25 protein-coding genes are annotated in these 25,237 nt (G+C 68.0%); 10 read left to right on the plus strand and 15 right to left on the minus strand.

Annotated elements, in window-relative coordinates; all coding sequences use genetic code 11:
• Positions 1-13: 13 nt before the first annotated feature.
• The 4 genes from yajC (at position 14) to H0B54_RS05385 (ending at position 3,435) form a co-directional block, all read left to right on the plus strand.
• A complete protein-coding gene (gene yajC / locus H0B54_RS05370) occupies positions 14-385 on the plus strand; it encodes a preprotein translocase subunit YajC (RefSeq protein ID WP_094302412.1) in 372 nt (123 codons plus the stop codon).
• 36 nt (positions 386-421) lie between these two features.
• Positions 422-2,020, plus strand: a complete 1,599-nt coding sequence (gene secD, locus H0B54_RS05375; RefSeq protein ID WP_188259532.1) for a protein translocase subunit SecD — start codon at positions 422-424, stop codon at positions 2,018-2,020.
• A gap of 11 nt (positions 2,021-2,031) precedes the next feature.
• A complete protein-coding gene (gene secF, locus H0B54_RS05380; RefSeq protein WP_094302414.1) occupies positions 2,032-2,985 on the plus strand; it encodes a protein translocase subunit SecF in 954 nt (317 codons plus the stop codon).
• Positions 2,986-3,057: 72 nt separating this feature from the next.
• A complete protein-coding gene (locus H0B54_RS05385; RefSeq protein WP_094302415.1) occupies positions 3,058-3,435 on the plus strand; it encodes an Mth938-like domain-containing protein in 378 nt (125 codons plus the stop codon).
• Between the two features lie 87 nt (positions 3,436-3,522).
• Here H0B54_RS05385 and H0B54_RS05390 read toward each other — a convergent pair whose 3' ends face one another.
• The 4 genes from H0B54_RS05390 to H0B54_RS05405 form a co-directional block, all read right to left on the minus strand.
• Positions 3,523-4,128, minus strand: a complete 606-nt coding sequence (locus H0B54_RS05390) for a superoxide dismutase (protein ID WP_188259533.1) — start codon at positions 4,126-4,128, stop codon at positions 3,523-3,525.
• A gap of 68 nt (positions 4,129-4,196) precedes the next feature.
• Positions 4,197-5,507 carry a hydroxysqualene dehydroxylase HpnE gene (gene hpnE / locus H0B54_RS05395; RefSeq protein WP_188259534.1) on the minus strand — a complete coding sequence of 437 codons (1,311 nt, stop codon included), beginning with the start codon at positions 5,505-5,507 and terminating at the stop codon, positions 4,197-4,199.
• Between the two features lie 9 nt (positions 5,508-5,516).
• Positions 5,517-6,440, minus strand: coding sequence for a presqualene diphosphate synthase HpnD (gene hpnD, locus H0B54_RS05400; protein ID WP_188259535.1), 924 nt, complete (start codon positions 6,438-6,440; stop codon positions 5,517-5,519).
• Between the two features lie 45 nt (positions 6,441-6,485).
• Positions 6,486-7,358, minus strand: coding sequence for a squalene/phytoene synthase family protein (locus H0B54_RS05405; protein ID WP_094302418.1), 873 nt, complete (start codon positions 7,356-7,358; stop codon positions 6,486-6,488).
• A 120-nt stretch (positions 7,359-7,478) separates the two neighbouring features.
• On the opposite strand from H0B54_RS05405, the gene H0B54_RS05410 reads away from it, so the two are divergent.
• Entirely contained in the window at positions 7,479-8,333 is an 855-nt protein-coding gene (locus H0B54_RS05410; RefSeq protein WP_188259536.1) for a phytoene/squalene synthase family protein, read from the plus strand.
• A 10-nt stretch (positions 8,334-8,343) separates the two neighbouring features.
• On the opposite strand, the gene H0B54_RS05415 is transcribed toward H0B54_RS05410, so the two are convergent.
• The 5 genes from H0B54_RS05415 to uvrA form a co-directional block, all read right to left on the minus strand.
• Positions 8,344-10,422: a methyl-accepting chemotaxis protein gene (locus tag H0B54_RS05415; protein WP_188259537.1), complete on the minus strand. Its 2,079-nt coding sequence runs from the start codon at positions 10,420-10,422 to the stop codon at positions 8,344-8,346.
• A gap of 104 nt (positions 10,423-10,526) precedes the next feature.
• Entirely contained in the window at positions 10,527-11,891 is a 1,365-nt protein-coding gene (gene trmFO, locus H0B54_RS05420; protein ID WP_188259538.1) for a methylenetetrahydrofolate--tRNA-(uracil(54)-C(5))-methyltransferase (FADH(2)-oxidizing) TrmFO, read from the minus strand.
• Positions 11,892-12,033: 142 nt separating this feature from the next.
• A complete protein-coding gene (locus H0B54_RS05425) occupies positions 12,034-12,510 on the minus strand; it encodes an SRPBCC family protein (RefSeq protein ID WP_188259539.1) in 477 nt (158 codons plus the stop codon).
• A gap of 184 nt (positions 12,511-12,694) precedes the next feature.
• Positions 12,695-12,895 carry a hypothetical protein gene (locus H0B54_RS05430; protein WP_094302422.1) on the minus strand — a complete coding sequence of 67 codons (201 nt, stop codon included), beginning with the start codon at positions 12,893-12,895 and terminating at the stop codon, positions 12,695-12,697.
• A 115-nt stretch (positions 12,896-13,010) separates the two neighbouring features.
• A complete protein-coding gene (gene uvrA / locus H0B54_RS05435) occupies positions 13,011-15,863 on the minus strand; it encodes an excinuclease ABC subunit UvrA (protein WP_188259540.1) in 2,853 nt (950 codons plus the stop codon).
• A gap of 479 nt (positions 15,864-16,342) precedes the next feature.
• On the opposite strand from uvrA, the gene H0B54_RS05440 reads away from it, so the two are divergent.
• Entirely contained in the window at positions 16,343-16,840 is a 498-nt protein-coding gene (locus H0B54_RS05440; RefSeq protein ID WP_188259541.1) for a single-stranded DNA-binding protein, read from the plus strand.
• 183 nt (positions 16,841-17,023) lie between these two features.
• Entirely contained in the window at positions 17,024-17,329 is a 306-nt protein-coding gene (locus tag H0B54_RS05445) for a twin-arginine translocation signal domain-containing protein (RefSeq protein ID WP_188259542.1), read from the plus strand.
• Here H0B54_RS05445 and H0B54_RS05450 read toward each other — a convergent pair.
• The 6 genes from H0B54_RS05450 to H0B54_RS05475 all read right to left on the minus strand — a co-directional run bounded on the left by H0B54_RS05450 (position 17,289) and on the right by H0B54_RS05475 (position 19,904).
• Entirely contained in the window at positions 17,289-17,636 is a 348-nt protein-coding gene (locus tag H0B54_RS05450) for a hypothetical protein (RefSeq protein ID WP_188259543.1), read from the minus strand. The two genes, H0B54_RS05445 and H0B54_RS05450, sit on opposite strands and share 41 nt — an antisense overlap.
• Positions 17,633-17,884, minus strand: coding sequence for a hypothetical protein (locus tag H0B54_RS05455; RefSeq protein ID WP_188259544.1), 252 nt, complete (start codon positions 17,882-17,884; stop codon positions 17,633-17,635). Before H0B54_RS05455 ends, H0B54_RS05450 begins: the two co-directional genes overlap by 4 nt.
• A 146-nt stretch (positions 17,885-18,030) precedes the next feature.
• The gene (locus H0B54_RS05460; protein ID WP_188259545.1) at positions 18,031-18,483 is read right to left on the minus strand and encodes a hypothetical protein; all 453 of its coding nucleotides are present in this window, start codon (positions 18,481-18,483) and stop codon (positions 18,031-18,033) included.
• Positions 18,484-18,638: 155 nt separating this feature from the next.
• Positions 18,639-19,265, minus strand: coding sequence for a calcium-binding protein (locus tag H0B54_RS05465; RefSeq protein WP_188259546.1), 627 nt, complete (start codon positions 19,263-19,265; stop codon positions 18,639-18,641).
• Between the two features lie 256 nt (positions 19,266-19,521).
• Entirely contained in the window at positions 19,522-19,710 is a 189-nt protein-coding gene (locus tag H0B54_RS05470; RefSeq protein WP_094302430.1) for a hypothetical protein, read from the minus strand.
• A 41-nt stretch (positions 19,711-19,751) separates the two neighbouring features.
• A complete protein-coding gene (locus H0B54_RS05475; RefSeq protein ID WP_094302431.1) occupies positions 19,752-19,904 on the minus strand; it encodes an entericidin A/B family lipoprotein in 153 nt (50 codons plus the stop codon).
• 194 nt (positions 19,905-20,098) lie between these two features.
• Between H0B54_RS05475 and H0B54_RS05480 the strand changes: the two genes are divergently transcribed.
• The 3 genes from H0B54_RS05480 (at position 20,099) to coaD (ending at position 25,080) form a co-directional block, all read left to right on the plus strand.
• Positions 20,099-21,478, plus strand: coding sequence for an MATE family efflux transporter (locus tag H0B54_RS05480; protein ID WP_172428354.1), 1,380 nt, complete (start codon positions 20,099-20,101; stop codon positions 21,476-21,478).
• A gap of 200 nt (positions 21,479-21,678) precedes the next feature.
• On the plus strand, positions 21,679-24,510 hold the full coding sequence (gyrA, locus tag H0B54_RS05485; protein ID WP_188259547.1) for a DNA gyrase subunit A: 2,832 nt from the start codon (positions 21,679-21,681) through the stop codon (positions 24,508-24,510).
• Between the two features lie 21 nt (positions 24,511-24,531).
• Positions 24,532-25,080, plus strand: a complete 549-nt coding sequence (gene coaD / locus H0B54_RS05490; RefSeq protein WP_094302433.1) for a pantetheine-phosphate adenylyltransferase — start codon at positions 24,532-24,534, stop codon at positions 25,078-25,080.
• The last annotated feature ends 157 nt before the right edge of the window (positions 25,081-25,237 follow it).

Here is a 25,237-nt window from a genome sequence, read left to right on the forward strand (position 1 = left end):
AGGGAGCCTCCAGATGTTCGTTTCGACGGCCTATGCACAGACCGCCGCGCCCGCCGCCGGTGGGGCCGACATGATCGTGCAGTTCCTGCCGCTGATCCTGATTTTCGTCGTCTTCTATTTCCTGCTGATCCGTCCGCAGCAGAAGAAGATGAAGGAACACAAGGGCATGCTGGAGGCCATCCGTCGCGGCGACCGCGTGGTGACCGGTGGCGGCATCATCGGCACCGTCACCAAGGTCGGCCCGGAAGACGAGCTTCAGGTCGAGATCGCCGAGAACGTCCGCGTCCGCGTCATGCGCTCCACCGTGAACCTCGTGCTGTCGAAGTCCGAGCCGGCCAAGAGCGCCGACGAGAAGGCTGAAGAAAAGGTTGCGGACCGCAAGTAACGCGGTTCTCCGGTAGCGAACGGGACTGGTTTACGAATGCTGTATTTTCCGCGCTGGAAGATTTTTCTGATCGTCGCGATCTGCGTGCTCGGGACCATCGTCACGCTGCCGAATTTTCTCAGCCGTGAGACGTTGTCGGCTCTGCCGAGCTGGTACGCGCACAACCGGATCAACCTCGGCCTCGACCTGCGCGGCGGGTCGCACCTCCTGCTCGAGGTGGACATGGGCGCGGTCATCCGTGACCGTGTCGAAGGCCTGGTCGATTCGGCACGCACCCAGCTCCGCAACGACAATGTCGGCTACACGGCGATCAACGCGGGCGACCGCGGCATCACCGTGCAGCTCCGCGATCCGGCGCAGGCCGACACGGCGGTGCGGGCTCTGCGCCAGCTCGCCAACACCATCGGCGGCGGCCCGCTGGGCGGCGGACAGCCGGACCTGGAGGTCGCATCCAGCGGTTCCACGGTCACCGCCACGCTCAGCGAGATCGCGCTGCGCGAGCGCGCCACCCAGGCGGTGGAGCAATCCATCGAGATCGTGCGGCGCCGCATCGACGAGACCGGCGTCAACGAGCCGACCATCGCCCGCCAGGGCAGCGACCGCATCCTGGTCCAGCTTCCCGGCGTCGAGGACCCCGACCGCGTGAAGCGGCTTCTCGGCACCACCGCGAAAATGACCTTCCGTCTGGTCGACATGAACGCCGACCCGACCGCGGGCCGCGCCCCTCCGGGCACCGACATCCTGCCTTCGGCGGAGGGCGGACGGACGCAGACCGCCTACGTCATCCGCAAGAAGGTCGAGGTGGACGGCGCCAACCTGACAAACGCCACCGCGGGCAACAACCCGCAGACCGGCGAATGGGTGGTGAATTTCGAATTCGACAGCATCGGCGCCCGCCGCTTCGCCGACGTGACCCGCGCCAACGTCGGGCGGCCCTTCGCCATCGTGCTCGACAACAAGGTCATCAGCGCCCCGGTGATCCGTGAGCCGATCACCGGCGGACGCGGCCAGATCAGCGGCAACTTCACCGCCGCCGACGCCAACGACCTCGCCGTCCTGCTGCGCGCCGGCGCTCTGCCCGCCCCGCTGAAGGTGATCGAGGAACGCACGGTCGGCCCCGACCTGGGCGCCGATTCGATCCGCGCCGGCCTGATGTCGGTCGCGATCGGCTTCGTGCTGGTCTGCGTCTACATGGTCGCAGCCTACGGCCTGTTCGGGGCCTTCGCCTGCCTGGCGCTGTTCATCAACATCCTGCTGACGATGGCCGCATTGTCGATGCTGAACGCCACGCTGACCCTGCCGGGCATCGCGGGCATCCTGCTGTCGCTCGGCCTGTCGGTGGACGCCAACATCCTCATCAACGAGCGCATCCGCGAGGAGGCGCGCAAGGGCCGGGGCGTGTTCGGGGCGATGGAGGCCGGCTTCGGCCGCGCCTATTCGACCATCATCGACTCCAACCTGACGACGGTCATCAAGATGGCGCTGCTGTTCATCTTCGGCACCGGCGCGATCAAGGGCTTCTCCGTCACGATCTCCTTCGGCATCCTGATTTCCCTGTTCACGGCGACGGTTCTCGTCCGTCTCATGATGGTCAGCTGGGTGCGCAGCGCGCGGCCCGCGGCCCTGCCGGTCTGAGAGGTTTCCCCATGTTCCGGCTTCGTCTGGTCCCCGACGACACCAAGATCCCCTTCATGCGGGGCCGTTACGCCGGCCTGATCGTGTCGGCTCTGCTGTCGCTGGCGTCGATCGTCCTGTTCTTCCACCCCGGTCTCAACTACGGCATCGACTTCCGCGGCGGCATCGTGATCGAGGCGCGCACGCCGCAGGCCGCCGACTTCGCGTCGCTGCGCCACACGCTGAACCAGCTCGACATGGGGCAGGTGCAGTTGCAGGAGTTCGGTTCGCCCCAGGACGTGCTGATCCGCCTGGAGCGGCAGCCGGGCGACGACGCGGCCCAGCAGGTTGCCGCCGACAAGGTGCGCTCCACGCTGGCCACCGCCATCCCCGGCACCACGGTGCGCCGTGTCGAGGCCGTCGGCGCCTCCATCAGCGGGGAGCTGTTCTTCAACGGCATGCTGGCGCTCGGCCTCGCCATGGTGGCGATGCTGGTCTACATCTGGTTCCGTTTCGAGTGGCAGTTCGGCGCCGGAGCGGTCGCCACGCTGGTGCTTGACGTGACGAAGATCGTCGGCTTCTACGCCATCACCGGCATGCAGTTCAATCTGACGGCGGTTGCGGCGATCCTCACGATCATGGGCTACTCGGTCAACGACAAGGTCGTCGTCTATGACCGCATGCGCGAGAACCTGCGCATCTACAAGAAGATGCCGCTGCGCGAACTGATCGACCGCTCGATCAACGAGACGCTGAACCGCACGCTGGGCACCTCCATGTGCACCCTGCTGTCGATCCTGCCGCTGGCCTTCTTCGGCGGCGAGGCGTTGCAGGATTTCGGCATCGTGCTCATCTTCGGCATTTTCCTGGCGACCTCCTCGTCCATCTTCATCGCCGCCCCCATCTTGCTGTTCCTGGGTGAGAACCGGCTGCGCCGCAACGCACCGGCGGACGGCGCGGCCCCGGCCGCCAACCCGACGCCCTGATCGACGGCGCTCTGATCGACGCCAACCAGATCGACGCCAACCAGATCGACAAGGACAGGAAACGGATAAGCGATGGCGGACATCACGCCGATCATCCCGTCGGACCGTCAGGTCATCGACGGGTACGGGGAAGGGCAGTTCTGCGTGTCCGGGCAATGGCGCACCGGGGCGGTGGTGGTCCTTCCCGACCGCACGGAGCCCTGGCGCCCCCAGGACTTCGCCGCCCTGACGGCGGAGGACTTCGCCCCCGTCATCCAAGCCGAGCCGCGGGTGGAGTTCCTTCTGCTCGGCTCCGGCACCCGGATGCAGCTTCTGCCCAAGGCCCTGCGCCAGAGCCTGCGTGACGCCGGGCTGGTGGTGGAGGTGATGGACACCGGCGCTGCCTGCCGCACCTACAACGTCCTGCTGGCCGAAGGCCGGCGGGTGGGGGCGGCGCTTCTGCCGGTGTGATCCGGTTCGCGTGCTTCGCTGCGACCGTTCAAACGAAAAAAGGCCCCCGATCGGGGGCCTTTTCCGTTGTGGCGATCCGTTGGTGGATCAGGCCGGGGCCTTCGACAGGCGCTCGGCCACGAATTCCCAGTTCACCAGGCTCTCCAGGAACGCCTTCACGAAGTCCGCGCGGCGGTTCTGGTAGTCGACGTAGTAGGCGTGCTCCCACACGTCGGCGGTCAGCAGCGGGAAGTGGCCCTGGGCCAGCGGGGTGTCGGCATTGGAGGTCTTGGTGACCTTCAGCTTCCCGCCGTCGATGTACAGCCACGCCCAGCCCGAACCGAACTGCGTGATGGCGGCGTTCGAAAATTCTTCCTTGAACTTGTCGACGCTGCCGAAATCGGCGATCAGGCGCTTCTCGAGCTCGCCCGGGATGGCGCCGCCACCGTTCTTCTTCATGCTCTGCCAGTAGAACGTGTGGTTCCACACCTGGCCGGCGTTGTTGAACAGGCCCTGCTTGGAGGCGTCGCCGTAGCTCTGCTTGATGACGTCTTCCAGGCTGGCGGTGGCCAGCGGGCTGTCCTTCGTCAGGTTGTTGAGGTTGGTGACGTAGGTCTGGTGGTGCTTGTCATGGTGCAGGTGGAGAGTCTGCGACGACATGAACGGCTCCAGAGCGTCATAGCCATACGGGAGCGGCGGCAGTTCGAACGCCATTGAGTTACCCTCTCTTCTTGGATTGTCCCATCTCGGCCCGCGCCTTGCGGTGCGGCACCTCCGTCCGCTCAAATAGGCCCACGGCGCGGCAAAGTGAAGGCCGGAAAAAGGCCGAGACGCGAAAAGGTGGTAGTCCTTGTGTCGAGGGCCGCCTGCGCGGCGAATTCGCCGGAGCGAACCGCACCTTCAAGCGTTGCCGGCAGTCCCATGTTCGTCCAATCGCCGGCCAGAACGAGGTTCTTCAAAGCGGTCCGGGCACCGGGGCGATTCGCCGCATGGACAGGAGATTGGTCCGGAGTCGCCCGTCGCTCCTTGACGATTCGGTGGGGCGGCAGGGCTGCGTCGGGCGTCCCAAGCGCCCTCGCCACATCGCTCCACAGCGTGGCGGCGACCGCTTCGGCGGGTTGACCGGCCAGCGCATCGGCATCGCTGACCGTCACCGACAGCACATCGCCACGCCGGAACAGCCAGTCCGCGGTGCCGCCCACCAATCCCAGGAAGGGCAGGCCGCCCGGCAGCTCCGTCGGGTTGGGCAGGCGGAAATGCGCGTTGACGATCGCCCGTCCGGCGGCGGGGACGGGCAGCGCGTCTGGAAGCAGGCGTCCGGCGATCCAGGCCGGCACCGCGAGAACCACCGCGTCCTCGCTGCCAAGCGGGATGCGCTCGCCGTCCACCGACAGGGCCGCGACACCATCACCCTCGCGCTCCAACCCGTCCACCCTGGTGCCGGTGCGGAGGTCTGCGCCGTGCCGCGTCAGCCACGCCACCGCAGGGTCGACCAGGGCGGCGGACAAACCCTTCTCCGCGAACAGGGGGCGGCAGGCGGCCTCTCCGCGCAGCAGAGTTTCCCGCAGCACGGCCCCGAACAGGCGGGCGGATACCCGCTCCGGCGCCCCGTTCATCACCGACACGGCCAGCGGCCGCCACAGCCGCTCATAGAGCGGCCCGCCGGGGGGGAGGGCATCGGCCACCGCCGCATCGGGACGGGCGGTCAGGGTCCGCAGGGCGGCAAGGTAATCGGCGGGGCGGCTTCCCGGCACGCGGCGGGCCTTGTCGAACAGCCACAGCCCGCCGGGCCGCAAACACCAGCGCTCGCCGCTGTTGAGGTCGCGGAAGGGGAAGGCGGCGGGGCGCAGCTCGGTCATGGCGCCGCCGGCGCCGACCCGCTCCAGATAGCCGAGCAGGGAGCGGTTGCCGCTGAGCGCCAGATGGCTGCCGTTGTCCACCACACGGTCCAGCGTGGAGTCGTAAAAGGAACGGCAGCGTCCCCCGGCTTGCGGCGCGCTTTCATGCAGGATGACCCGCCGCCCGGCCTCGGTCAGGCGGACGGCGGCGGATAGGCCGGCAAGGCCGGCGCCGACGATGTGGACGGTACCCAACCCGGCCCGTCAGGCGGCGGGCGGATAGCCGAGCGCGCAGCGCACGGCCACCAGGGCGCATTCGCGCTTGCCGACACGCACCCGTCGATCAAGGTCGCGCCAGCCCCGGGCGCGCAAGCGCACAAGCAGGCGGTGGTACAGCACCATCATGGCAACCGCCGCCCACAGCGAGCCGCGCCGCCCGGCGGCCGGCCCCTCGGCCAGCGCCCGCCGCGCCTCGGCGAAGCGCTCCTCGGCCAGGACGGCCAGCGCCTCGCACGTCTGGGGCAGGTTGGGGTGGGCGAGCACCGTGGCGGGGTCGGAACTGCCGATCCCGGCGTCGTCGAGCAATTCGCGCGGCAGGTAGAGGCGGCCTATCTCGGCGTCCTCCGTCAGGTCGCGCAGGATGTTGGTCAACTGCAACGCCTCGCCCAGCGACAGGGCGAAGGCTTCGGTGGAGGCGTCGGCCCGGTCGAACACGCGGATCGCCAGCATGCCCACTGCCCCGGCCACCCGGCGGCAGTAGAGCCGGAGGGTCGGCAATGCCGGGCCGGTCATGCCGCCGCCATTGCTGTCATCTGCGGGAATGTCCATCGCCATGCCGTCGATCAACGCTTCCAACTCGCCCCGCGGCAGGCCGTAGCGTTCGATGGCCCCCTTCAGCGCCGCCCCCAACGAACTGGACGGCGCGCCGCCGGCATAGAGGCCGCGGATCTCCGTCCTCCAGGCGTCGAGCGCCGCGCGCTTCTCCGCGGGCTCGCCGGGCTCGTCCGCGATGTCGTCGATTCGCCGGCAGAAGGCGTAGATGGCGAACATCGCCGCCCGCTTGGAACGGGGCAGCAGCAGCATCGGCCAGTAGAAGGTGCTGCCCGACCGCCCGGTCACCGCTGCCGCTGCGGCAGCCGGACTGCCGGCGGTGTCGCTCTGCGTCGAATCCAGCGATGGCTGCGGCATACGTCGGTCCTGCGTGGTGTCGGTCGGGGGCGAAGGGCGCGGAGTCTATTTGCTCCCGATGGCGCGCGCCAGTCCGCGTGCGGTGGCGAACAGCTTATGATGCGCGCCGAGCACCACCCGCTTCTTCAGCGGATCGCGGCTGCGCAGCCGCTGGGCCAGCGACTCGGCGAGGCTGAGGATTACCGAGGCTTCCATCCGCAGGCCGCGATGCTGGATCAGGCCGGGCAGCGGGGCGGCGCGCTCCAGCAGCCGGTCGGTGTGCTCCAGCGTACGGTCGAAGATGGCGCGCAGCTTGGCGTCGCTCTCCGTTTCCACCAGCCGCTCGACGCTGATCGCCGAATCATCGAACCAGACCAGCGGGATGTAGCAGCGCCCGAGCTGGCTCCAGTCCTCCCGGCAGTCCTGGAGGTGGTTCAGCACCTGGAGGGCGGTGCACAGCGCGTCCGACGCCGGACCGGCGGCCACCCCCTCGCCATGCAGGTCCAGCAGGTAGCGCCCGACCGGGTTGGCGGAGAAGCGGCAGTAGAGCAGCAGGTCGCTCCAGCTGTGGCAGCGCGCGCCGACCGCGTCACGCCGGAAAGCGCGCAGCACCTGCCGGGGGTGGCGATCGCTAACCCCGGTCGCCTGCAGACTGGCGCGCAGATCCAGCGCCGGCTTCAGATAGGCGTGCTTGGCCTGCCCGGTGGTCAGCGAGCGTTCCAGCGCCTCCAGATAGGCGAGCTTGGTCTCCGGTTCGAGATCGGGATCGTCGGCGATGTCATCGCCCAGCCGGACGAACCGGTAGAAGGCCATGACATGCGGCCTGAGATGCTTCGGCAGCAGACGCGAGGCGACCGGAAAATTCTCCGAGTCCGAGTCCTTGCGGGCGACCGGGCTGGGTTTGCGGGGCTTGGTGGGGGCGATGTTGAAATCGGCCATTGTTCCGCCTGCTGCGCGTCGGGGCTGGTGTGGAGAGCCTGTCTGCCTAATATAAGGCGCGAGCGGGCTTTGCCCCGCTTCCAAACTGTGCCACCCCCATTTTTCCAGAACAGGCATCACATGGCGAAGGCGACCCCCGACCTGTCCTATTGCGGACGGGAGGTGCGGAAATATGACAACGACCGTTTCCTGACTTGCCTCTTCGCCCCGGCGGAGCGCCGCGAAGCGCTGTTCGCCCTCTATGCCTTCAACCTGGAGATCGCCAAGACCCGCGAGGTCGTGACCGAACCGGTGCTGGGCCAGATGCGGCTGCAATTCTGGCGCGACGGGCTGGACAAGGTCTATGAGGGCGCCGCCGTGCCCAAGCACGCGGTGATGGAGCCGCTGGCCGCCGCGGTGCGGGAGGGCGGGTTGAGCCGCGCCCTGTTCGATCGGCTGATCGACGCGCGGGAGGCCGACCTGGACGACACCCCGCCGGCCAACATGTCCTGCCTCGTCAACTACGCGGAGGTCACCGGCGCGCCGCTCGTCCAGCTCGCGCTGGAGATCCTGGGCGCGAAGGGGCCCGAGGCGGCGGAGGCCGGGCGTCAGGCCGGGATCGGCTACGCGCTGGCCGGCATCGTCCGGGCGGTGCCCTTCCACGCCCGCCAGCACCGCCAACTTCTCCCCGCCGACCGCATGGCGGCGCACGGCGCCAAGCAGGGCGACCTGTTCGAACTGCGCTCCACCCCCGAGTTGCGCCCGGTGGCGCGTGAGGTGGCGGAGGTTGCCCGCGACCATCTGGCGAAGGCCCGTGCGCTCCGCCACGCCGTGCCGCGCACCGCCCTGTCGGCCTTGCTGCCCACGGTGCTGGCCGGGCTGCATCTGGACGCGCTGGCGCGGGAGGGCAACGATCCCTTCGCCCCGCGCGTTCTGATGCCCCACCCGCTGCGCCACGCCAAGCTGGCCTGGGCGGCGATGCGCGGCAGGTTCTGATCCCTCCGGGTCAGGCGGCGCGAATCATCGCCACGAACCGCTCCACCTCCTGGCGGAGCTGGTCGGCTTCACGCGACAGGTCGCCGGCGGCGTCGAGCGCCTGATCGGCCATCGAGCCGGTGGACCCCGCCGCCTGGGTGACGCCGCCGATGTTCGCCGACACGGCGGCGGTGCCCATCGACGCCTGCTGGACGTTGCGGCTGATCTCCTGGGTGGCGGCGCCCTGCTGCTCCGCGGCGGCGGCGATGGCGGTGATCGTCTCGTTGATGGCGATGATGCTCCGCCCCACCGTCCCGATGACGCTGACCACTGTGCCGCTGACGGTCTGCATGTCGGCGATCTGCCGGGAAATATCCTCCGTCGCCTTCGCGGTTTGGTTGGCGAGATTCTTCACTTCGCTGGCGACCACGGCGAAGCCCTTGCCGGCCTCCCCGGCGCGGGCGGCCTCGATGGTGGCGTTTAGCGCCAGCAGGTTGGTCTGCCCGGCGATGCCCTGGATCAGGTTCACCACGTCGCCGATCTTCTGCGCGGCGGCGGCCAGCCCTTCCAGCGTGCTGTTGGTGCGCTCCACCTCGGCGACCGTGTCCGCGGCCATCTGCGAGGAGCGCCCGATCCGCTCGTTGATCTCGCGGATGGAGCAGCTCAGCTCCTCCGCCGCGGCGGCCACCGTCTGGACGTTCTGGCTCGCTTCCTCGGCGGCGGTGGACACGGCGGCGGCCTGACGGTCGGTCTGGGTGGCGATGGCCGACAGGTTCTGCGCGGTGCTGCGCATCTCGCCGGCCTGTTCCGACACGGTGCGCACGACGCCGTCCACCGACGCTTCGAACCGACTGGCGACGTCGGCGAGGTCGCGCTTGCGGCGTTCGGCGGCGCGCTGCTCCTCGCGGCGGCGTTCTTCTTCCATCTCCGCCATGCGGGTGGCGTTGTCCTGGAACAGGGCCAGCGCCCGCGCGATGGCCCCGATCTCGTCGGTCCGCTCGGTCCCGGCGACGGAAACGCCACGCTGGCCGGCGACCACGGCCTCCAGCGTCCGGATGGTCCGCCGCAGCGGGGCGCCGACGATGACGTGGCTGGCAGCCAGCAGCGCCACCACCAGCACCGCCAGCAGGCCGAGGCCCCCGCCAATGGTGGCGTTGCGCAGGCTGTTCGCCGGGGCGTTCATCGTGTCCAGCGGCAGGTTGACCAGAAGCGACCAGGGCGTGTCCGTCCCGGCGACCGACACCGGGATGAACAGGCGCTGCACCTCGCCGCCGTCCGTGGCCGTCCGCGCCTCAAATCCCTGGCCGGCGCGGATCGCCGACAGGGCGGAGTCCAGCGCCGGGTCGCTCTTGGCGAGCGGCTGGCCCATTCTTGTGGGATCGGGGTGCCCGGCCCAGACGCCGCCGTTGGAAAGCAGATGGACCGAGCCAGTGCCGAAGGGCGTCACCGTCTTCAGCGCGTTCCAGATGCCGTCGGTGGACAGATCGACGCCGGCCACGCCGATGACCCGGTCGTTCTCGACGATGGGAACGACCATGGAAACCAGCAGCACTTGGCGGCCCGCCACCATATAGGCGTAGGGCTCGACCACCATGGCGCGGCGGCTGCGCTTGGGGGCCTGATAATAGGCGCCGTCGGGGCCGGGGTCGTCGTAGCCGATGATCGCCTCCAGCGCGACGGTGCCGGAGGCGCGGTTCCAGTAAGGCAGAAAGCGCCCCGTCTTATCGGACCCCGGCGTGCCCACGAAGTCGGCGTCCCGCCCGTCGAGCGCGTTCGGCTCCATCCCGACCCAGACGCCGAGGAAGGCCGGGTTGCTTTCGGCCAAACCCTTCAGCCAACCGGTGAGCTGCGCCCGGTCCACCGGACCTGCGGCTTTCAAGCCGACCAGCGAGGCGGCGACGAAACGGGCCGCGTCCATCGCGTCGTTCAGCTGCGCCTGGACCGATTCGGCGTAGCGATGGCCAAGCTGGTCGCCGCTCCGCAGCGACAAGGTCTGGATGTCGGCCGCGCTCTTCATCGTCAGGGCGGTGATTCCCGCCGCAAGGGCGAGAATCGTCACCAGGACCAGCACGATCACCTGTTTGAAAACCAACGACGTTGCCCGGAGCATGGCCATACCGCCCTATGGAGTGCGCAATTCCGGGGCGGATGGTCATCGGCGACGGTGAAGCCTGTCCTATGGGTTTCATGACCGTTTCATGACGGCGTGTTGGCTCAGACGGCGACGCCGGGCGCGGCGGCCAACCAGCCGCCGAGATCCTCCAGGGCGCGGCGGGTGTAGGCCAGCTTGCGGTCGCGACCGCGGATGCGCTCGTCCACCGGCGGGAACAGGCCGAAATTGACGTTCATCGGCTGGTAGGTGTCGGCGTTGGCGCCGCCGGTGATGTGGCCGAGGATCGCCCCCAGCGCGGTGGTGACCGGCGGGGCGGACGGTTCCCCGCCCAGCCGCTCGGCGGCGGCGAAGCGCCCGGCCAGCAGGCCGACGGCGGCGCTTTCGACATAGCCCTCGCAGCCCGTCACCTGCCCGGCGAAGCGGATGCGCGGCTGCGCCTTCAGCCGCAGCGCGCCGTCCAGCAGGCGCGGGCTGTTCAGGAAGGTGTTGCGGTGCAGGCCGCCGAGCCGCGCAAACTCCGCCTTCTCCAGGCCGGGGATCATGCGGAAGATCCGCGCCTGCTCGGCGTGGCGCAGCTTGGTCTGGAAGCCGACGAGGTTGTAGAGCGTGCCCAGCGCGTTGTCCTGGCGGAGCTGGACCACCGCGTAGGGGCGGCGTTCCGGCTTGTGCGGGTTGGTCAGGCCGACCGGCTTCATCGGGCCGTAGCGCAGCGTGTCGACCCCGCGCTCCGCCATCACCTCGATGGGCAGGCAGCCTTCGAAGTAGGGCGTGCTCTTCTCCCACTCCTTGAAGTCCACCTTCTCGGCGGTCAGCAGGGCGTCGATGAAGGCGCGGTACTCGTCCTTCTCGAAGGCGCAATTGATGTAGTCCTTGCCGGTGCCGCCGGGGCCGGGCTTGTCGTAGCGCGACTGGAACCACGCCTTGGACAGGTCCACGCTCTCCAGATAGACGATGGGGGCGATGGCGTCGAAGAAGGCCAGCGATTCCTCGCCCGTGAAGCCGCGGATCGCCTCGGCCAGCGGCGGGGAGGTGAGGGGGCCGGTGGCGATGACGACGCTGTCCCAATCCTCCGGCGGCAGGCCGGCGACCTCGCCGCGCTCCACGGTGATGAGCGGGTGGCCGATGATCGCCTCGGTCACAGCACCCGCGAAACCGTCGCGGTCCATGGCCAGCGCGCCGCCCGCCGGCACCTTGTGCGCGTCGGCGCAGCGCAGGATCAGCGAGCCGCAGCGCCGCATCTCCTCGTGCAGCAATCCGACGGCGTTGTACTCCGCGTCGTCCGACCGGAAGGAGTTGGAGCAGACCAGTTCGGCGAGCTGGTCGGTGCTGTGCGCCTCGGTCGGGCGGACGGGCCGCATCTCGTGCAGCACAACGGGAACGCCGCGCTGGGCGAGCTGCCAAGCGGCTTCGGATCCGGCGAGACCGCCGCCGATGACGTGAACGGGGGAAAGGGACGTGTCGACCATATCAGCAACTTTCACAAAGTTGCCGAACAAGTAGACCGTCATTGTCGCCACGGCAAGGCCAACCCAAACCACGGCGCGGAATCGCGACCAGGGTCGCCCGCCGGTTCCGGCGATCCTGGTCGCTCCGCCGAACAGCGGTGATTTACTGGGCGGCGAGCTTCTGCTTCAGCCCATCGAAGCCTGAGGTGAAGATACCGGAGATCACCTTGCGCGTTTCCTCGTCGCTGGCGCCGTTGGAGGTGTAGCGCGCCTTCCAGACGACGCGCGTGCCCTCGCCCGCCGGTTCGGCCGACAGGGAGGCCGCGTAGTCCTTGACCGGCAGCGGACTGGTCAGGATCGAATAGCGGATGCGGTGGCTGCTGGCGGAGGAGGAGAGCAGGCGCTCCTCAATCGCGCCGCCACCCTTGAGGGCCAGCACGCGCTCCTGCGTGCCGTCCTTCCGGCGCAGGGTGCAGCTTTCCACCGCCGGGTGCCAGGTGCCGAGGTTGCAGAAAGGGCCGATCTGCTGCCAGACCGTCTCGACCGGGTAAGGCAAGGTGACCGATTCCGTGACCTCGACGGCCAGGGCCGGGCTTGCCAGCGCGGCCAGAGTGGTCGCGACCGCGAACAGGGTGCGCATGGGGTTCCCTCCGTTGTTCGGCTGTTCCGGCGCGCATCGTTGGGCGCGCATTGAAATCCTAGCCGAGCGACGAGGGCGTGAAACTTGTACGTTGGTAGGACGAACAAGGCGAGGTTTGGTAAGACAACGGCCGGCCCCGCCTGTGCGGAGCCGGTCGTTTCTCTTGGGGCCGCGCGAACAGTCCTTATTCGCTCTTGGTGGTCGTCGTGCGCTCGGTGGTGGTCGAACCGCTGACCGGCGGGGTGGTCAGGCTTGAGGAGCCGTAGCCGGGCGAGGTGGTCGTGGTGGTGGTCGTGGTGCTGGTGGACTCGTCGGTCCCGCAGGCGCTGACCAGCAAGGCCGCGCCGAAAGCCAGCGCCACACCGGACATCATGGTCCTTGACATGCTCCGTCTCCATCCTGTTTGGCGAACGATGAAGAAGAAACGCCCCCGCCGCAGCTTTGTTTCCAGGACAAAAATCGGCCATAAGAAAAAGGCCGGGGATGACCCCGGCCCGTCTTCATGCCCTCTTCCGGCTTTTCGGCTTCGCCTTCAGGTAGGGGGCCAGATACTGGCCGGTGTAACTCCGTTTGACCTTCACCACGTCTTCCGGGGTGCCCTCCGCGACGATCTCGCCGCCGCCGGTGCCGCCTTCAGGGCCGAGGTCGATGATCCAGTCGGCGGTCTTGATGACCTCCAGATTGTGCTCGATCACCAGCACCGTGTTGCCCTGGTCGACCAGGGCGTGGAGCACCTCCATCAGCTTCTCGACGTCGGCGAAATGCAGGCCGGTGGTCGGCTCGTCGAGGATGTAGAGGGTGCGGCCGGTGGCGCGGCGGCTCAGCTCCTTGGACAGCTTCACCCGCTGCGCCTCGCCGCCGGAGAGTGTCGTGGCGGGCTGGCCGATGTGGATGTAGCCGAGGCCCACCCGCTCCAGAGTCTCCAGCTTGTCGCGGATGCCGGGCACCGCCTTGAAGAACTCCTTGCCCTCCTCGACCGTCATGTCGAGCACGTCGGCGATGGTCTTGTCGCGGTAGGTGACTTCCAGCGTCTCGCGGTTGTAGCGCTTGCCGTGGCAGACGTCGCAGGTGACGTAGACATCGGGCAGGAAGTGCATCTCGATCTTGATGACGCCGTCGCCCTGGCACGCCTCGCAGCGCCCGCCCTTCACGTTGAAGGAGAAGCGGCCGGGGCCGTAGCCGCGGGCCTTGGCCTCCGGCAGGCCGGCGAACCAGTCGCGGATCGGGGTGAAGGCGCCGGTGTAGGTCGCCGGGTTGGAGCGTGGGGTGCGGCCGATCGGCGACTGGTCGATGTCGATGACCTTGTCGAGATTCTCCAGCCCCAGCAGTTCGTCATGCTCCGCCGGATGCTCGCGCGCCCCCATCAGCTTGCGCGCCACCGCCTTGTAGAGCGTCTCGATGATCAGGGTGGACTTGCCGCCGCCCGACACGCCGGTGACGCAGGTGAAGGTGCCCATCGGGATGCGCGCCGAGACGTTCTGAAGGTTGTTGGCGCGTGCGCCCTTCACCTCCAGGAATTGGTCCTTGTGGCCGGGGCGGCGCTGGTCCGGCACCGGCACGAAGCGGGTGCCGTTGAGGAACTGGGCGGTGACGCTGTCGGGGTTGGCCTGGACCTCCGCCGGGGTTCCCTGGGCAATCACGGTGCCGCCGTGCTGGCCGGCGCCGGGACCCATATCCACCAGATAGTCGGCGGTGCGGATGGCGTCCTCGTCATGTTCGACCACGATCACGGTGTTGCCGAGATCGCGCAGCCGCTTCAGAGTCGCCAGAAGCCGGTCGTTGTCGCGCTGGTGCAGGCCGATCGACGGCTCGTCCAGCACGTAGAGCACGCCGGTCAGGCCGGACCCGATCTGCGAGGCGAGGCGGATGCGCTGGCTCTCGCCGCCGGACAGCGAGCCGGAGCCGCGGCTGAGCGTCAGGTACTCCAACCCCACCGCGTTGAGGAAGCCCAGCCGCTCGTTGATCTCTTTGAGGATGCGGTAGGCGATCTCCTTGTCCTTCGGACGCAGATGGTCATTCAGCGTGCTGAACCACGTCGCCGCGTCGGCGATGGACATCTCCGCCGCCTGGGAGATGTGCTGGCCGTGCACCTTGACGGCCAGCGCCTCCGGCTTCAGGCGGGCGCCCTTGCAGGTCTCGCAGGGCTGGGAGGACTGGTACTTGGACAGCTCCTCCCGCATGTAGGCGCTTTCCGTCTCGCGGTAGCGGCGCTCCAGGTTGTTGACGATGCCCTCGAAGGCCTTGTTCGTCTGGTAGCTGCGCAGCCCGTCGTCGTAGGTCATCGTGATCGGCGCGCCGTCGGAGCCGTAGAGGATGGTCTGGCGGACCTTCTCCGGCAGCTTTTCCCACGGCGTGTCCATGGCGATGCCGAAATGCTTGGCGATGCTCTCCAGCGTCTGCACGTAATACTGCGAGGAGGAGCCGGCCCAGGGGGCAATGGCGCCCTTCTTCAGCGACAGCCGCTCGTCCGGGACGACCAGCATGGGATCGAAGTAGATCTTGCTGCCCAGCCCGTCGCAGGCCGGGCAGGCGCCGAACGGGTTGTTGAAGGAGAACAGCCGCGGCTCGATCTCCGGGATGGTGAAGCCGGACACCGGGCATGCGAATTTCTGCGAGAAGACGGTCTGCTCGTGCGACTCGGCGTTCTCGACGAAGACGATTCCGTCGGCGAGGCCGAGCGCCGTCTCCAGCGAATCGGCGAGCCGGTTGCCCAGCCCCTCGCGGACGACGATGCGGTCCACCACCACGTCGATGTCGTGCTTCAGCTTCTTGTTGAGCGCCGGGACCTCGTCGATCTCGTGCATCGTGCCGTCGACGCGCACGCGCTGGAAGCCGCGCTTCCGGAGGTCCTGGATCTCCTTCTTGTACTCGCCCTTGCGGCCCCGGATGAGCGGCGCCAGCAGCAGCAGGCGCGTGCCCTCCGGCATCGCCAGGATGCGGTCGACCATCTGGCTGACCGTCTGGCTTTCGATCGGCAGGCCGGTGGCCGGGGAGTAGGGGATGCCGACCCGCGCCCACAGCAGGCGCATGTAGTCGTAGATCTCGGTCACCGTGCCGACGGTGGAGCGCGGATTCTTCGAGGTCGTCTTCTGCTCGATCGAGATGGCCGGCGACAGCCCCTCGATCGAATCGACGTCCGGCTTCTGCATCAGCTCCAGGAACTGGCGCGCGTAGGCCGACAGGCTCTCGACGTAGCGCCGCTGGCCTTCCGCGTAGATCGTGTCGAACGCCAGCGATGACTTGCCCGATCCCGACAAGCCGGTGATGACGATCAACTCGTCCCGAGGCAGATCGACATCGACGTTCTTGAGGTTGTGCTCCCGCGCGCCGCGGACACTGATGTGCTTGTTCATGGAGTGTTCTTAGCCGAAACCGGTGGGGAAGGGAAGACGCCAGAGAGGGGCCAGGGGAGAGCATCGAAGCCCGGACAGATATGTGCCATGCGCAGGCGACTTGCCACCGGCGCGCGTCCCTTTCCGGCCGCGTGGGATGCAGGGTCGCGATACGGGAATGCCGGGGAGCCGAGGATGGGGAACCACCAAGGAAATTGTTGGCGCCGCGGACTCTCTCTGCTATGTTTGTTCATGGAGTGTTCTCTTGCGCGCGGGCTGGGCGGGTTGATCCGGGCGGAAGGGGCGAAGCGCTCCGCGGCGGCGGTTGACCCGTGCCCATCCCGCATGCTTTGTGAAGCGCAAGGCAGGGTGGGGCATGGACCGATCCATGGATCAAACCGGCCCTGCGAACAGACACCCCCGGTATCCGGACGCCCTTCCGCCGGGCGCCCGAACGGGTCGGATGGGATACCGGGAACCCGCGCTAGGAGACACGTGCGATGAATGTATGGACGTTTACGGGGCGCCTCGGCGCGGATGGCGAGCTTCGCTCCACGCAGAGCGGCGAAAAGGTTCTGGGCTTCCGCGTCGCCAACGACGTCGGGTTCGGCGACCGGAAGACCACCCAGTGGGTGGACTGCTCCATCTGGGGCCGCCGTGCGGAGGCTTTGGCGCCGCACCTGACCAAGGGCAAGGCCGTGGTGATCTCCGGCGAGGTGACGATCCGCGAGTTCGAGAAGCGCGACGGCACCCGCGGCGCCGGCCTGTCGGTGCGTGTCAACGAGATCGACTTCACCGGCGGCCGTGAGGGCGAAGGCGGCGGCGGTGGTGGCTACGGCGGCGGTGGCGGCGGTGGCGGCTACGAGTCGCGTGGCGGCGGTGGTGGCGGTGGTTACGGCGGCGGCAGCGGTGGTGGTGGTTACGGTGGTGGCGGCGGCCGCAGCGGCGGCGGTGCTCCGCCGAAGCACGACGACCTGGACGACGAAATCCCGTTCTAAATCGTCCGGGAATGCCCTCCGCGGTTCTCGCGCCCGGATGAGCGCAGGGAGGGGGTATCTTCCCCTCCCGTCCGGTTCCGGCCGCAGGAATGTCATGGCCTGAACGGCGCAGGCCGGGCTTGACGAGGAACGTCCGCCAACCGAGATTTCACGGCGAGCGTCCTTCGTGATCCAGGAGCAGCCATGGCCACCCAACGCCGTCACTTCCTGCGCGCCCTTGCCGCCGTCGCGGTTGGTGGCGGTGCGGCGACCCTGCCCGGTCCCGCCGCAGCGTTCCGGGTGATTCCGAACGACGATTTGAAGGGCGTGCTGGACGAGGGCTGTGGTGCCACCGCCTACCATCGGCGGATGATCGACGAGGCGGTGCAGGCCGCCGGCGTCTCGCTGACGGAAGAGCAGCGCAACACGCTCCTCTCTCAGATATCCTGCCCGACCTGCCGCTGCCCCCTCAACCAGATCGACAATCCCGCGGCCGGCCTGCGCTTTTAAGGGCCAGTCGAGGCTTTTTGCGACGGCGCGCGCGCTCGGCAACCAGTTCCTTCAGTCCGCGCGGGATGCGCGTGCGCTCGCCCCAGCGGACGGCAATCCCGGCGGCGCGGCATTCCGCGGCCAGTTCCCGGCCATTCTCGTAACGGTGCTGGTCGAGCAGCGGCCATCCGTCCAAGCCACGGTAATCGAACGGGTGCCCGTCGAGAAAATCCCGGAACCCGTCGAAGAAGCGTGGGTGCAGGACCACCGGCTTGGCTTCCCTCCAGGACCGCGCGCCGAAGAAGCGGTTGTTGGTCACCCCGCTCATTGAAGGGGTCCCGGCCCGGAGCCCACAGGGGAATCCAGCACGGCCCGGCGCAGTTTGTCGAGCAGGCCCGCCGTCGCGCTCGGGCCGTGCAGGGCGGCGAGCCGGTCCACCGCTTCAACCATCATCGCCCAGGCGACCAGCCGCTCCGGCACGCCCTCGTGCCGTCCTTCGCCCCACAACGACCGCACCAGGTCCAGCGCCGCTTCGAATCCCGCCGGAACGCCCGGCGCATCCATGCCCTTCATCATCGTTCCCCCGTTGCCGCGTGTCGCCAAACAGCGTCAAGGGAACGTAACGTTATATCATAACGTATCAAAGACAAAAGGAAGCGCGCCGGCCAGACCCTGCGGCCCCGTCCCAGGGGCTTCCTCGCAGGGCCTGGCCGTAGGGAGGTTCAGCGCGGCGCGGTGGCGCGGTTCCAGTTGGTGGCGTCCGCCGGGTTGCCGGGCAGGGGAGCCAAGGCCGGCGCACTTGCGGCGGGCGCGGCGAACAGGGCGTCGAACTCGTTCGCCGTCATGCCGGTCAGGACGAGTGCCTGCCGCTCTTCCGAATAGCGCAACTGCCCAGAGTCCAGCGTCACATGGCGCTTCACCGGATGGACCGGCGCACCGCTCGCCACCACGAGTTGGACCGGCTCACGGGCCGGGGTGAGGACGACATCCTCGACCGCGCCCAGGATGCGGTTCTCGGGAATGGACTGCACCGTCAGCCCGACCAACTCCAGCGGCGACATCTGCGCCATGGGTCGTTGCGCGGCGCCGGTTTCCGCGCAGGCGCCGAGCGCGGCCAGGGCGCAGACAGCCAGCAGCCGAGTGGCGGGGCGGGGGGTGAGGCGTCGATGGTTCATGCGTGGCTCCTCCGTCGCGTGGGCAAGGCTATAACGCGGCAGCGGAGCGGAGGGGCAGCGGGCAAGAGCGGAAAAGGGCGCGGCCAGCCGCGGCCACGCCCCTTGCGCCGTCAGGCCCTCATGCCCGCGGTACTTCCTTCAGGTGAGAATACCGGTCAGGTGAAGACATAGTCGCGGCCGGACACCAACCCAACCGCATCCACGGTGAGCGACGACCCGTCCCGGAACCCGAAGGCCGTGCTGGTGGCGGTGGCGGAAACGGTCAGGTCGGCGGCGGAGAAGCCGCGGAACTCGATGCGGTCGATTCCGGCTTCGAAATAGGTGGTGTCGTCGGTCCCGAAGCCGCCCGGCGCCACGTCGAAGCGGAAGATGTCCGTGGCGTTGTCGCGGTAGCTGACCATGTGGTCGTTGCCGGCGCCGGGCAGGAAGACGTCCGACCCGTCGTCGCGCAGCGTGTCGATCAGCCAGTCGTCGCCGATTCCACCGACCAGGGTGTCGTCGCCGCGCCCCCCCTTCACCGTGTCGTTGCCCGACCCGCCGTCCAGCCAGTCGTCGCCGGCGCCGCCGAACAGCTGGTCGTCGCCCTGACGCCCGTGCATGCGGTCATTGCCCGGATCGCCGGCGTAGGGATCGCCCAGCCAATCATTCCCAAGCCCACCGTCCAGCAAGTCGTTGCCGAGACCTCCGGAGAGTGAATCATTCCCTCCATTGCCATAGACCGTGTCAGCGGAGTCGGTGCCGAGATGGCGCTCAGCGGCGTTGGTGCCCGAAAACGTGGCCATGGTTGCCTCTCCTCAATGATTAACAAACCGTTAACATCAAGGTGAGTGGAGAGAAAGGTAAAAAAACACTTAACGCAATGGTGCCAATTTTTGCCACGGTCCCTTGGGCGTTGTTGCTCATGTGTTTCGGTGTTGTTTTCAGATTCGAATCTTCGATTTACGGAAATCGGTAGCCGGACAACGAAAAAGGCCGGCGCCTTGCGGCACCAGCCTTCCTTGAAACGGCTTGTCGCCGACCGTCGCCGTATACGGCGCCTTAGGCCTGGGTCGGCGACGGCATGCCGGGAACGGGTTGGTCCGCCGGCGGCGGCATCTCCGGAGGGATGTCGGGATTCGCGGGGACCGGGTAGGGGTCCGGCGTGGTCGGACGGTCCGGCTGCGGGGTGTTGGGGTTGCTCGGGGGCGGCACCTCGGTGGGGCGCTCCGGCGTCATGGGGTCGCTCATGCGGGTGGCTCTCAGTGGTTGAAAAAGCGTGGTGGAGCGCGTCACTCGGCGGCGCGTTCGACGGCCCGTCCGCCGGCCTGGACATCCTGCCCGGCCCCTTCGATCGTGTTGCAGCCGACGAGCAGGGCGGCGAAGGTCAGGACGAAGCTGGCGAGGGCGATCTGGCGGACGGGGAACGGCATGGTGCGGCTCATGATCCCGAACTCCTCAAAGGATGCTGTTGTTTCGTCAACGCGGTGTCGCGGGCGTTGGTTCCGGCCCGTTCGGCGGATTTGCAACAGGGCGGAAGGAGAATGCGCTGCCACTTGACGTGGTACGCCGCAAGGTCAAGATGGCCGGTTCCGCCACCGGCGGTGACAACCGTAGACAAGCGACCGATACCCCGATCATGCCCGACCACGCGATTCCCGCCCCTCTCCTGACCGACCGTCTGCGCACCCACGCGGGTGAATTGCTGCGGCTGGCCGCCCCGGTCATCGTCTCGCGCGCCGGGCTGGTGGTCATGATGGCGGTGGACACCGCCATCGTCGGTCGCTACAGCGCCCAGGAACTGGCCTATTACGGGCTGGCCCACCTGCCGGCCAACCTGCTGGTCACCACCGGCGTGGGGCTGATGATGGGCGTGGTGGCGGTGACCGCCCATGCCCTGGGGGCGGGTCAGGACGCGGAGTGCGGGCGTGTCTGGCGCCGGGCCATTCCCTACGCGCTGCTGCTCGGCATCCTCTTCGCCCTGGCCTCGCTGGCCGGGGAGCCGTTCTTCCGCCTGACCGGCCAGTCCGCGGATCTCGCGGCGGGCGGCGGGCAAGTGATGGCGGTGCTCGGCTACGGCATGCCGGGCATGATGCTGTACGTCGCCACCGGATTCTTCCTGGAGGGGTTGAAGAGGCCCGTTCCGGGCATGGTGGCGATGATCCTCGGCAATCTTTTGAACGCGCTGCTCGCCTGGATGCTCGTCTGGGGGCATGGCGGTTTCCCGGCCCTGGGGGCGGTCGGCTCGGCCTGGGCGACCACCGCGGTGCGCTGGGGAATGGGGCTCGGCCTCGCCTTCTACGCTTGGCACATGAGCGACCACGCCCGCTGGGCGGTGCGCGACCCGGTCCGCGACTGGTGGAGCGGCAGCCGCAAGCAGCGCCATCTCGGCTACGCCGCCGGGGTCAGCCTGGGCGTGGAAAGCGGCGCCTTCGCCACGCTGGGCCTGTTCGCCGGGATGATCTCGCCGCTGGCGCTCGGTGCCTACACGGTCGGGCTGAACCTGACGGCGCTGCCCTTCATGGCGGCGGTCGGGCTGGCCTCGGCCACGGCGGTGCGGGTGGGGGTGGCCTATGGCCGGCGCGATCCGCTGGACATGGCGCTGGCCGGCTGGACGGGGCTGGGCGTCACCAGCCTGATACTGGCCGGAGTCGGGGTGCTCTACCGCTGGATGCCGGAGCCGCTGGCGGCGATCTACAGCGCCGACCCCGAACTGATCGCCGCGGTGGCGCCGCTGATCGCCTTCACCGCCTGGGTTCTGGTGGCGGACGGCGGACAGGTGGTCATGGCGAATGCGCTGCGCGGGCGCGGCGACGCCTGGGTTCCCACCGCGCTGCACTTCATTTCCTACGCGGTGGTGATGATTCCGGTGTCGGCCTTGCTCGCCTTCGGGCTGGACCGCGGCGCACGCGGTCTTTTTGAGGGAATTTTGATCGCCAGTGTGGTATCCGTGACCATCCTTTCGCTGCGCTTCGCGCTGTTGAGCCGCCCTCGTCCTGCAAAGGCCGAAGGCTATTGACCTGCAAAGGCCAGAAACCGTGGAATTGCCGGAGCGTTGTGTGCACATGCGAAAGCTGATAGGAATTCTTATATTACATGCAGCGGCCCGAAGGGCCGTGCGGACGTGCACCGTTGAGCCTTAAATGTTGAACCGAGAGCGTTGAACAGCAAGCGCTGAACACCGAGCATCGCCGCAGCCCGTAGAATGAGTTTGTCTCCTTGAGCACGACGCCCCTTCCTCCCGCCTCCGACATCGCGCCGGTCACCATCGAAGACGAGATGCGCCGGTCCTATCTCGATTACGCGATGAGCGTGATCGTGAGCCGCGCTCTGCCCGACGTCCGCGACGGGCTGAAGCCGGTGCACCGCCGCATCCTCTACGCGATGAAGGAGGGCGGGTACGACTCGACCAAGCCCTACAAGAAGTCGGCGCGCATCGTCGGCGACGTGATGGGTAAATACCACCCGCACGGCGACAGCGCGATCTACGACGCCATGGTCCGCATGGCGCAGGACTTCTCCATGCGCCTGCCGCTGATCGACGGGCAGGGCAACTTCGGTTCGATGGACGGCGACCCGCCCGCGGCCATGCGCTACACCGAGGCGCGGCTGGCCAAGGCGGCGGAGGCGCTGCTCGACGACATCGACAAGGACACCGTCGATTTCCAGGCCAACTACGACGATTCGGGCAAGGAGCCCACGGTCGTCCCGGCGCGTTTCCCGAACCTGCTGGTCAACGGTGCCGGCGGCATCGCGGTCGGCATGGCGACCAACATCCCCACCCACAATCTGAGTGAGGTGGTGGACGCCTGCTGCGCCTACATCGACAACAACGACGTCACCATCGAAGAGCTGATGGAGGTCGTGCCCGGCCCGGATTTCCCGACGGGCGGCATGATCCTCGGCCGCTCGGGCATCCGCTCGGCCCTGATGACCGGGCGCGGCTCCGTCATCATCCGCGCCAAGACCGAGATCGAGGAGGTGCGCAAGGACCGTCTCGCCATCGTGGCGACGGAGATCCCGTACCAGGTCAACAAGTCCAAGCTGATGGAGCGCATCGGCGAGGTCGTCAACGACAAGACGATCGAAGGCATTGCCGACCTGCGCGACGAATCGGACCGCGACGGCGTGCGCGTGGTGATCGAGCTGAAGCGCGACGCCATGCCCGACGTGGTGCTGGCCCAGCTCTTCCGCCACACCCAGCTCCAGACCTCCTTCGGCGTCAACATGCTGGCGCTGAACGGCGGCCGTCCGGAGTTGATGAACCTGAAGGACATCATCGCGGCCTTCGTCCGGTTCCGCGAGCAGGTCATCACCCGGCGCACCGAGTTCCTGCTGGGCAAGGCGCGCGAGCGCGCCCACACCTTGGTCGGTCTGGCCGTCGCCGTCGCCAACCTGGACGCCATGATCGCGCTGATCCGCAGCGCCCCCGACCCCGTCTGGGCGCGCGAGCAGATGATGGAGCGCGAGTGGCCGGCGATGGACGTCGCGCCGCTGATCGCGCTCATCGACGAGCCGGGCCGCGGCGTGTCGGAGAACGGCACCTACCGGCTGTCGGAAGAGCAGGCCCGCGCCATCCTGGACCTGCGCCTGCACCGCCTGACCGGGCTGGAGCGCGACCGGATCGGCGCGGAGCTGAAGGACGTGACCGACCAGATCGCCGATTATCTGGAGACGCTGGCCAACCGCGCAAAGCTGCTGGGCATCCTCCGCGACGAGCTGGTGGAGATGAAGGAGCGGTTCGGCACCCCGCGCCGCACCGAGATCCAGGAGCTGGAGTTCGAGGCCGACATCGAGGACCTGATCCAGCGCGAGGACATGGTCGTCACGGTCAGCCAGTCCGGCTACGTGAAGCGCGTGCCGCTGTCCACCTACCGCGCGCAGAAGCGCGGCGGCAAGGGGCGGTCGGGCATGTCGATGAAGGCGGAGGACGCGGTCAGCGATCTGTTCGTCGCCAACACCCACACGCCGCTCCTGCTGTTCTCGTCGCGCGGCATGGTCTACAAGCTGAAGGTCTACCGCCTGCCGCTGGGCAACCCGCAGGCGCGCGGCAAAGCTTTCGTGAACCTGCTGCCGCTGATCGACGGCGAGACCATCACCACCGTCCTGCCGCTGCCCGAGGACGAGGCCGTGTGGGCGGATCTGCACGTCGTCTTCGCCACCTCGAAGGGCAACGTGCGGCGCAACCGTCTGTCGGATTTCGCCAACATCCGCTCCAACGGCCTGATCGCCATGAAGCTGGAGGAGGAGGGCGAACGTCTGATCGCCGTGCGCACCTGCTCCGAGGCGGACGATGTCCTGCTGGCGACCGGCGGCGGCAAGTGCATCCGCTTCGAGGTTGCCGACGTGCGCGTCTTCGCGGGCCGCACCTCGACCGGCGTGCGCGGCATCCGACTGGCCGACGGCGACGAGGTCATCTCGATGACCACGCTCCACCATGTCGATGCCTCGCCCGAGGAGCGTGCCGCCTTCCTGAAGCGCAAGCGCGAGGAAGGCGTGGACATGGAGGGCGATGCGGCGCCGGAGGCCGACGAGGTGCCGACCGAGGCGGTGACGCTCAGCCCGGAGCGTTACGAGGAACTGAAGGGCCTGGAGCAGTATGTGCTGACCGTGACCGAGCGTGGCTACGGCAAGCGGACGTCCTCGTACGAGTACCGGGTGACCGGCCGCGGTGGCCAGGGCATCTGGAACATGGAGATGGGCGACCGCAACGGCTCCATCGTCGCGGCCTTCCCGGTGGAGGATACGCACCAGGTGATGATGGTCACCAACGGCGGTCAGGTCATCCGCATGCCCATTCACGACGTGCGCATCGCGGGCCGCAAGACGCTGGGCGTCACGCTGTTCCGCGTTGGTGTCGACGAGCGGGTGGTGTCCGTCGCGTCCATCGCGGAGGACGAGGACACCAACGGGAACGGGACCAACGGCAATGGCAGTCTGGGTGGCGATCCGAACGGCGGCGGGACGGCCTCCGTGGATGGCGTGCCCGTGGACGATAGGTCTGCAAATGACGCCGGTCCTGGCGATACGCCCGGTGACACGATCGAATAATAAGAGGCGGAAGGTACTCCCATGGCCAAGCGCCGCATCGGTGTCTATCCCGGCACCTTCGACCCGATCACCAACGGGCACATGGACATCATCCAGCGGGCGTCGCGCCTCGTCGATCATCTGATCGTCGGCGTCGCCCGCAACGCCGGCAAGGGTCCGCTCTTCTCGACGGATGAGCGTGTGGCGATGGTCCGGGAGGACGTGACCGCCCTCAACAACGCCGGGGCCAGCATCGAGGTGCGGGCCTTCGACACGCTGCTGATGCATTTCGCGGTCGAGGTGAACGCCACCGTGATCATCCGCGGCCTGCGGGCGGTTTCCGATTTCGAGTACGAGTTCCAGATGGCGGGCATGAACGCCCGCCTGAATCCGAAGATCGAGACCATGTTCCTGATGGCCTCGGAAAAGAGCCAGTTCATCTCCTCCCGCTTCGTGAAGGAGATCGGGCGGCTGGGCGGCGACATCCGCGGCTTCGTCAGCGGCCGCGTGGCCGATCATCTGGCCGAACGCTTTGCTCTGGAGGCTGGCAACGGGGACGCCAGCAAGCAGGTGCAGACGCTGAAACAGTGACGATGCCGGGATGCGGCCAATGGGATGCGGCCAACGCGGGATGCGGTTGACCCGTTGCAGGGCGCATCACGCTCCGGGGTTTGCCTGTTCTCGCACAGTTCCTGTTACGGCCGTGATGGGGCTTGTCTCCATCATGGCCGTACGGTCTTGGCGCGTC

It is taken from the genome of Azospirillum tabaci (assembly GCF_014596085.1).
GTDB lineage: Bacteria > Pseudomonadota > Alphaproteobacteria > Azospirillales > Azospirillaceae > Azospirillum > Azospirillum tabaci.

Excerpts from the sequence above, each read along its gene's own strand:
- yajC (WP_094302412.1), top strand. The coding sequence starts at position 14 with ATGTTCGTTTCGACGGCCTATGCACAGACCGCCGCGCCCGCCGCCGGT.
- secD (WP_188259532.1), top strand. The coding sequence starts at position 422 with ATGCTGTATTTTCCGCGCTGGAAGATTTTTCTGATCGTCGCGATCTGC.
- secF (WP_094302414.1), top strand. The coding sequence starts at position 2,032 with ATGTTCCGGCTTCGTCTGGTCCCCGACGACACCAAGATCCCCTTCATG.
- H0B54_RS05385 (WP_094302415.1), top strand. The coding sequence starts at position 3,058 with ATGGCGGACATCACGCCGATCATCCCGTCGGACCGTCAGGTCATCGAC.
- H0B54_RS05390 (WP_188259533.1), bottom strand. The coding sequence starts at position 4,128 with ATGGCGTTCGAACTGCCGCCGCTCCCGTATGGCTATGACGCTCTGGAG.
- hpnD (WP_188259535.1), bottom strand. The coding sequence starts at position 6,440 with ATGCCGCAGCCATCGCTGGATTCGACGCAGAGCGACACCGCCGGCAGT.
- H0B54_RS05405 (WP_094302418.1), bottom strand. The coding sequence starts at position 7,358 with ATGGCCGATTTCAACATCGCCCCCACCAAGCCCCGCAAACCCAGCCCG.
- H0B54_RS05410 (WP_188259536.1), top strand. The coding sequence starts at position 7,479 with ATGGCGAAGGCGACCCCCGACCTGTCCTATTGCGGACGGGAGGTGCGG.
- H0B54_RS05415 (WP_188259537.1), bottom strand. The coding sequence starts at position 10,422 with ATGCTCCGGGCAACGTCGTTGGTTTTCAAACAGGTGATCGTGCTGGTC.
- trmFO (WP_188259538.1), bottom strand. The coding sequence starts at position 11,891 with ATGGTCGACACGTCCCTTTCCCCCGTTCACGTCATCGGCGGCGGTCTC.
- H0B54_RS05425 (WP_188259539.1), bottom strand. The coding sequence starts at position 12,510 with ATGCGCACCCTGTTCGCGGTCGCGACCACTCTGGCCGCGCTGGCAAGC.
- H0B54_RS05430 (WP_094302422.1), bottom strand. The coding sequence starts at position 12,895 with ATGTCAAGGACCATGATGTCCGGTGTGGCGCTGGCTTTCGGCGCGGCC.
- uvrA (WP_188259540.1), bottom strand. The coding sequence starts at position 15,863 with ATGAACAAGCACATCAGTGTCCGCGGCGCGCGGGAGCACAACCTCAAG.
- H0B54_RS05440 (WP_188259541.1), top strand. The coding sequence starts at position 16,343 with ATGAATGTATGGACGTTTACGGGGCGCCTCGGCGCGGATGGCGAGCTT.
- H0B54_RS05445 (WP_188259542.1), top strand. The coding sequence starts at position 17,024 with ATGGCCACCCAACGCCGTCACTTCCTGCGCGCCCTTGCCGCCGTCGCG.
- H0B54_RS05450 (WP_188259543.1), bottom strand. The coding sequence starts at position 17,636 with ATGAGCGGGGTGACCAACAACCGCTTCTTCGGCGCGCGGTCCTGGAGG.
- H0B54_RS05455 (WP_188259544.1), bottom strand. The coding sequence starts at position 17,884 with ATGATGAAGGGCATGGATGCGCCGGGCGTTCCGGCGGGATTCGAAGCG.
- H0B54_RS05460 (WP_188259545.1), bottom strand. The coding sequence starts at position 18,483 with ATGAACCATCGACGCCTCACCCCCCGCCCCGCCACTCGGCTGCTGGCT.
- H0B54_RS05465 (WP_188259546.1), bottom strand. The coding sequence starts at position 19,265 with ATGGCCACGTTTTCGGGCACCAACGCCGCTGAGCGCCATCTCGGCACC.
- H0B54_RS05470 (WP_094302430.1), bottom strand. The coding sequence starts at position 19,710 with ATGAGCGACCCCATGACGCCGGAGCGCCCCACCGAGGTGCCGCCCCCG.
- H0B54_RS05475 (WP_094302431.1), bottom strand. The coding sequence starts at position 19,904 with ATGAGCCGCACCATGCCGTTCCCCGTCCGCCAGATCGCCCTCGCCAGC.
- H0B54_RS05480 (WP_172428354.1), top strand. The coding sequence starts at position 20,099 with ATGCCCGACCACGCGATTCCCGCCCCTCTCCTGACCGACCGTCTGCGC.
- coaD (WP_094302433.1), top strand. The coding sequence starts at position 24,532 with ATGGCCAAGCGCCGCATCGGTGTCTATCCCGGCACCTTCGACCCGATC.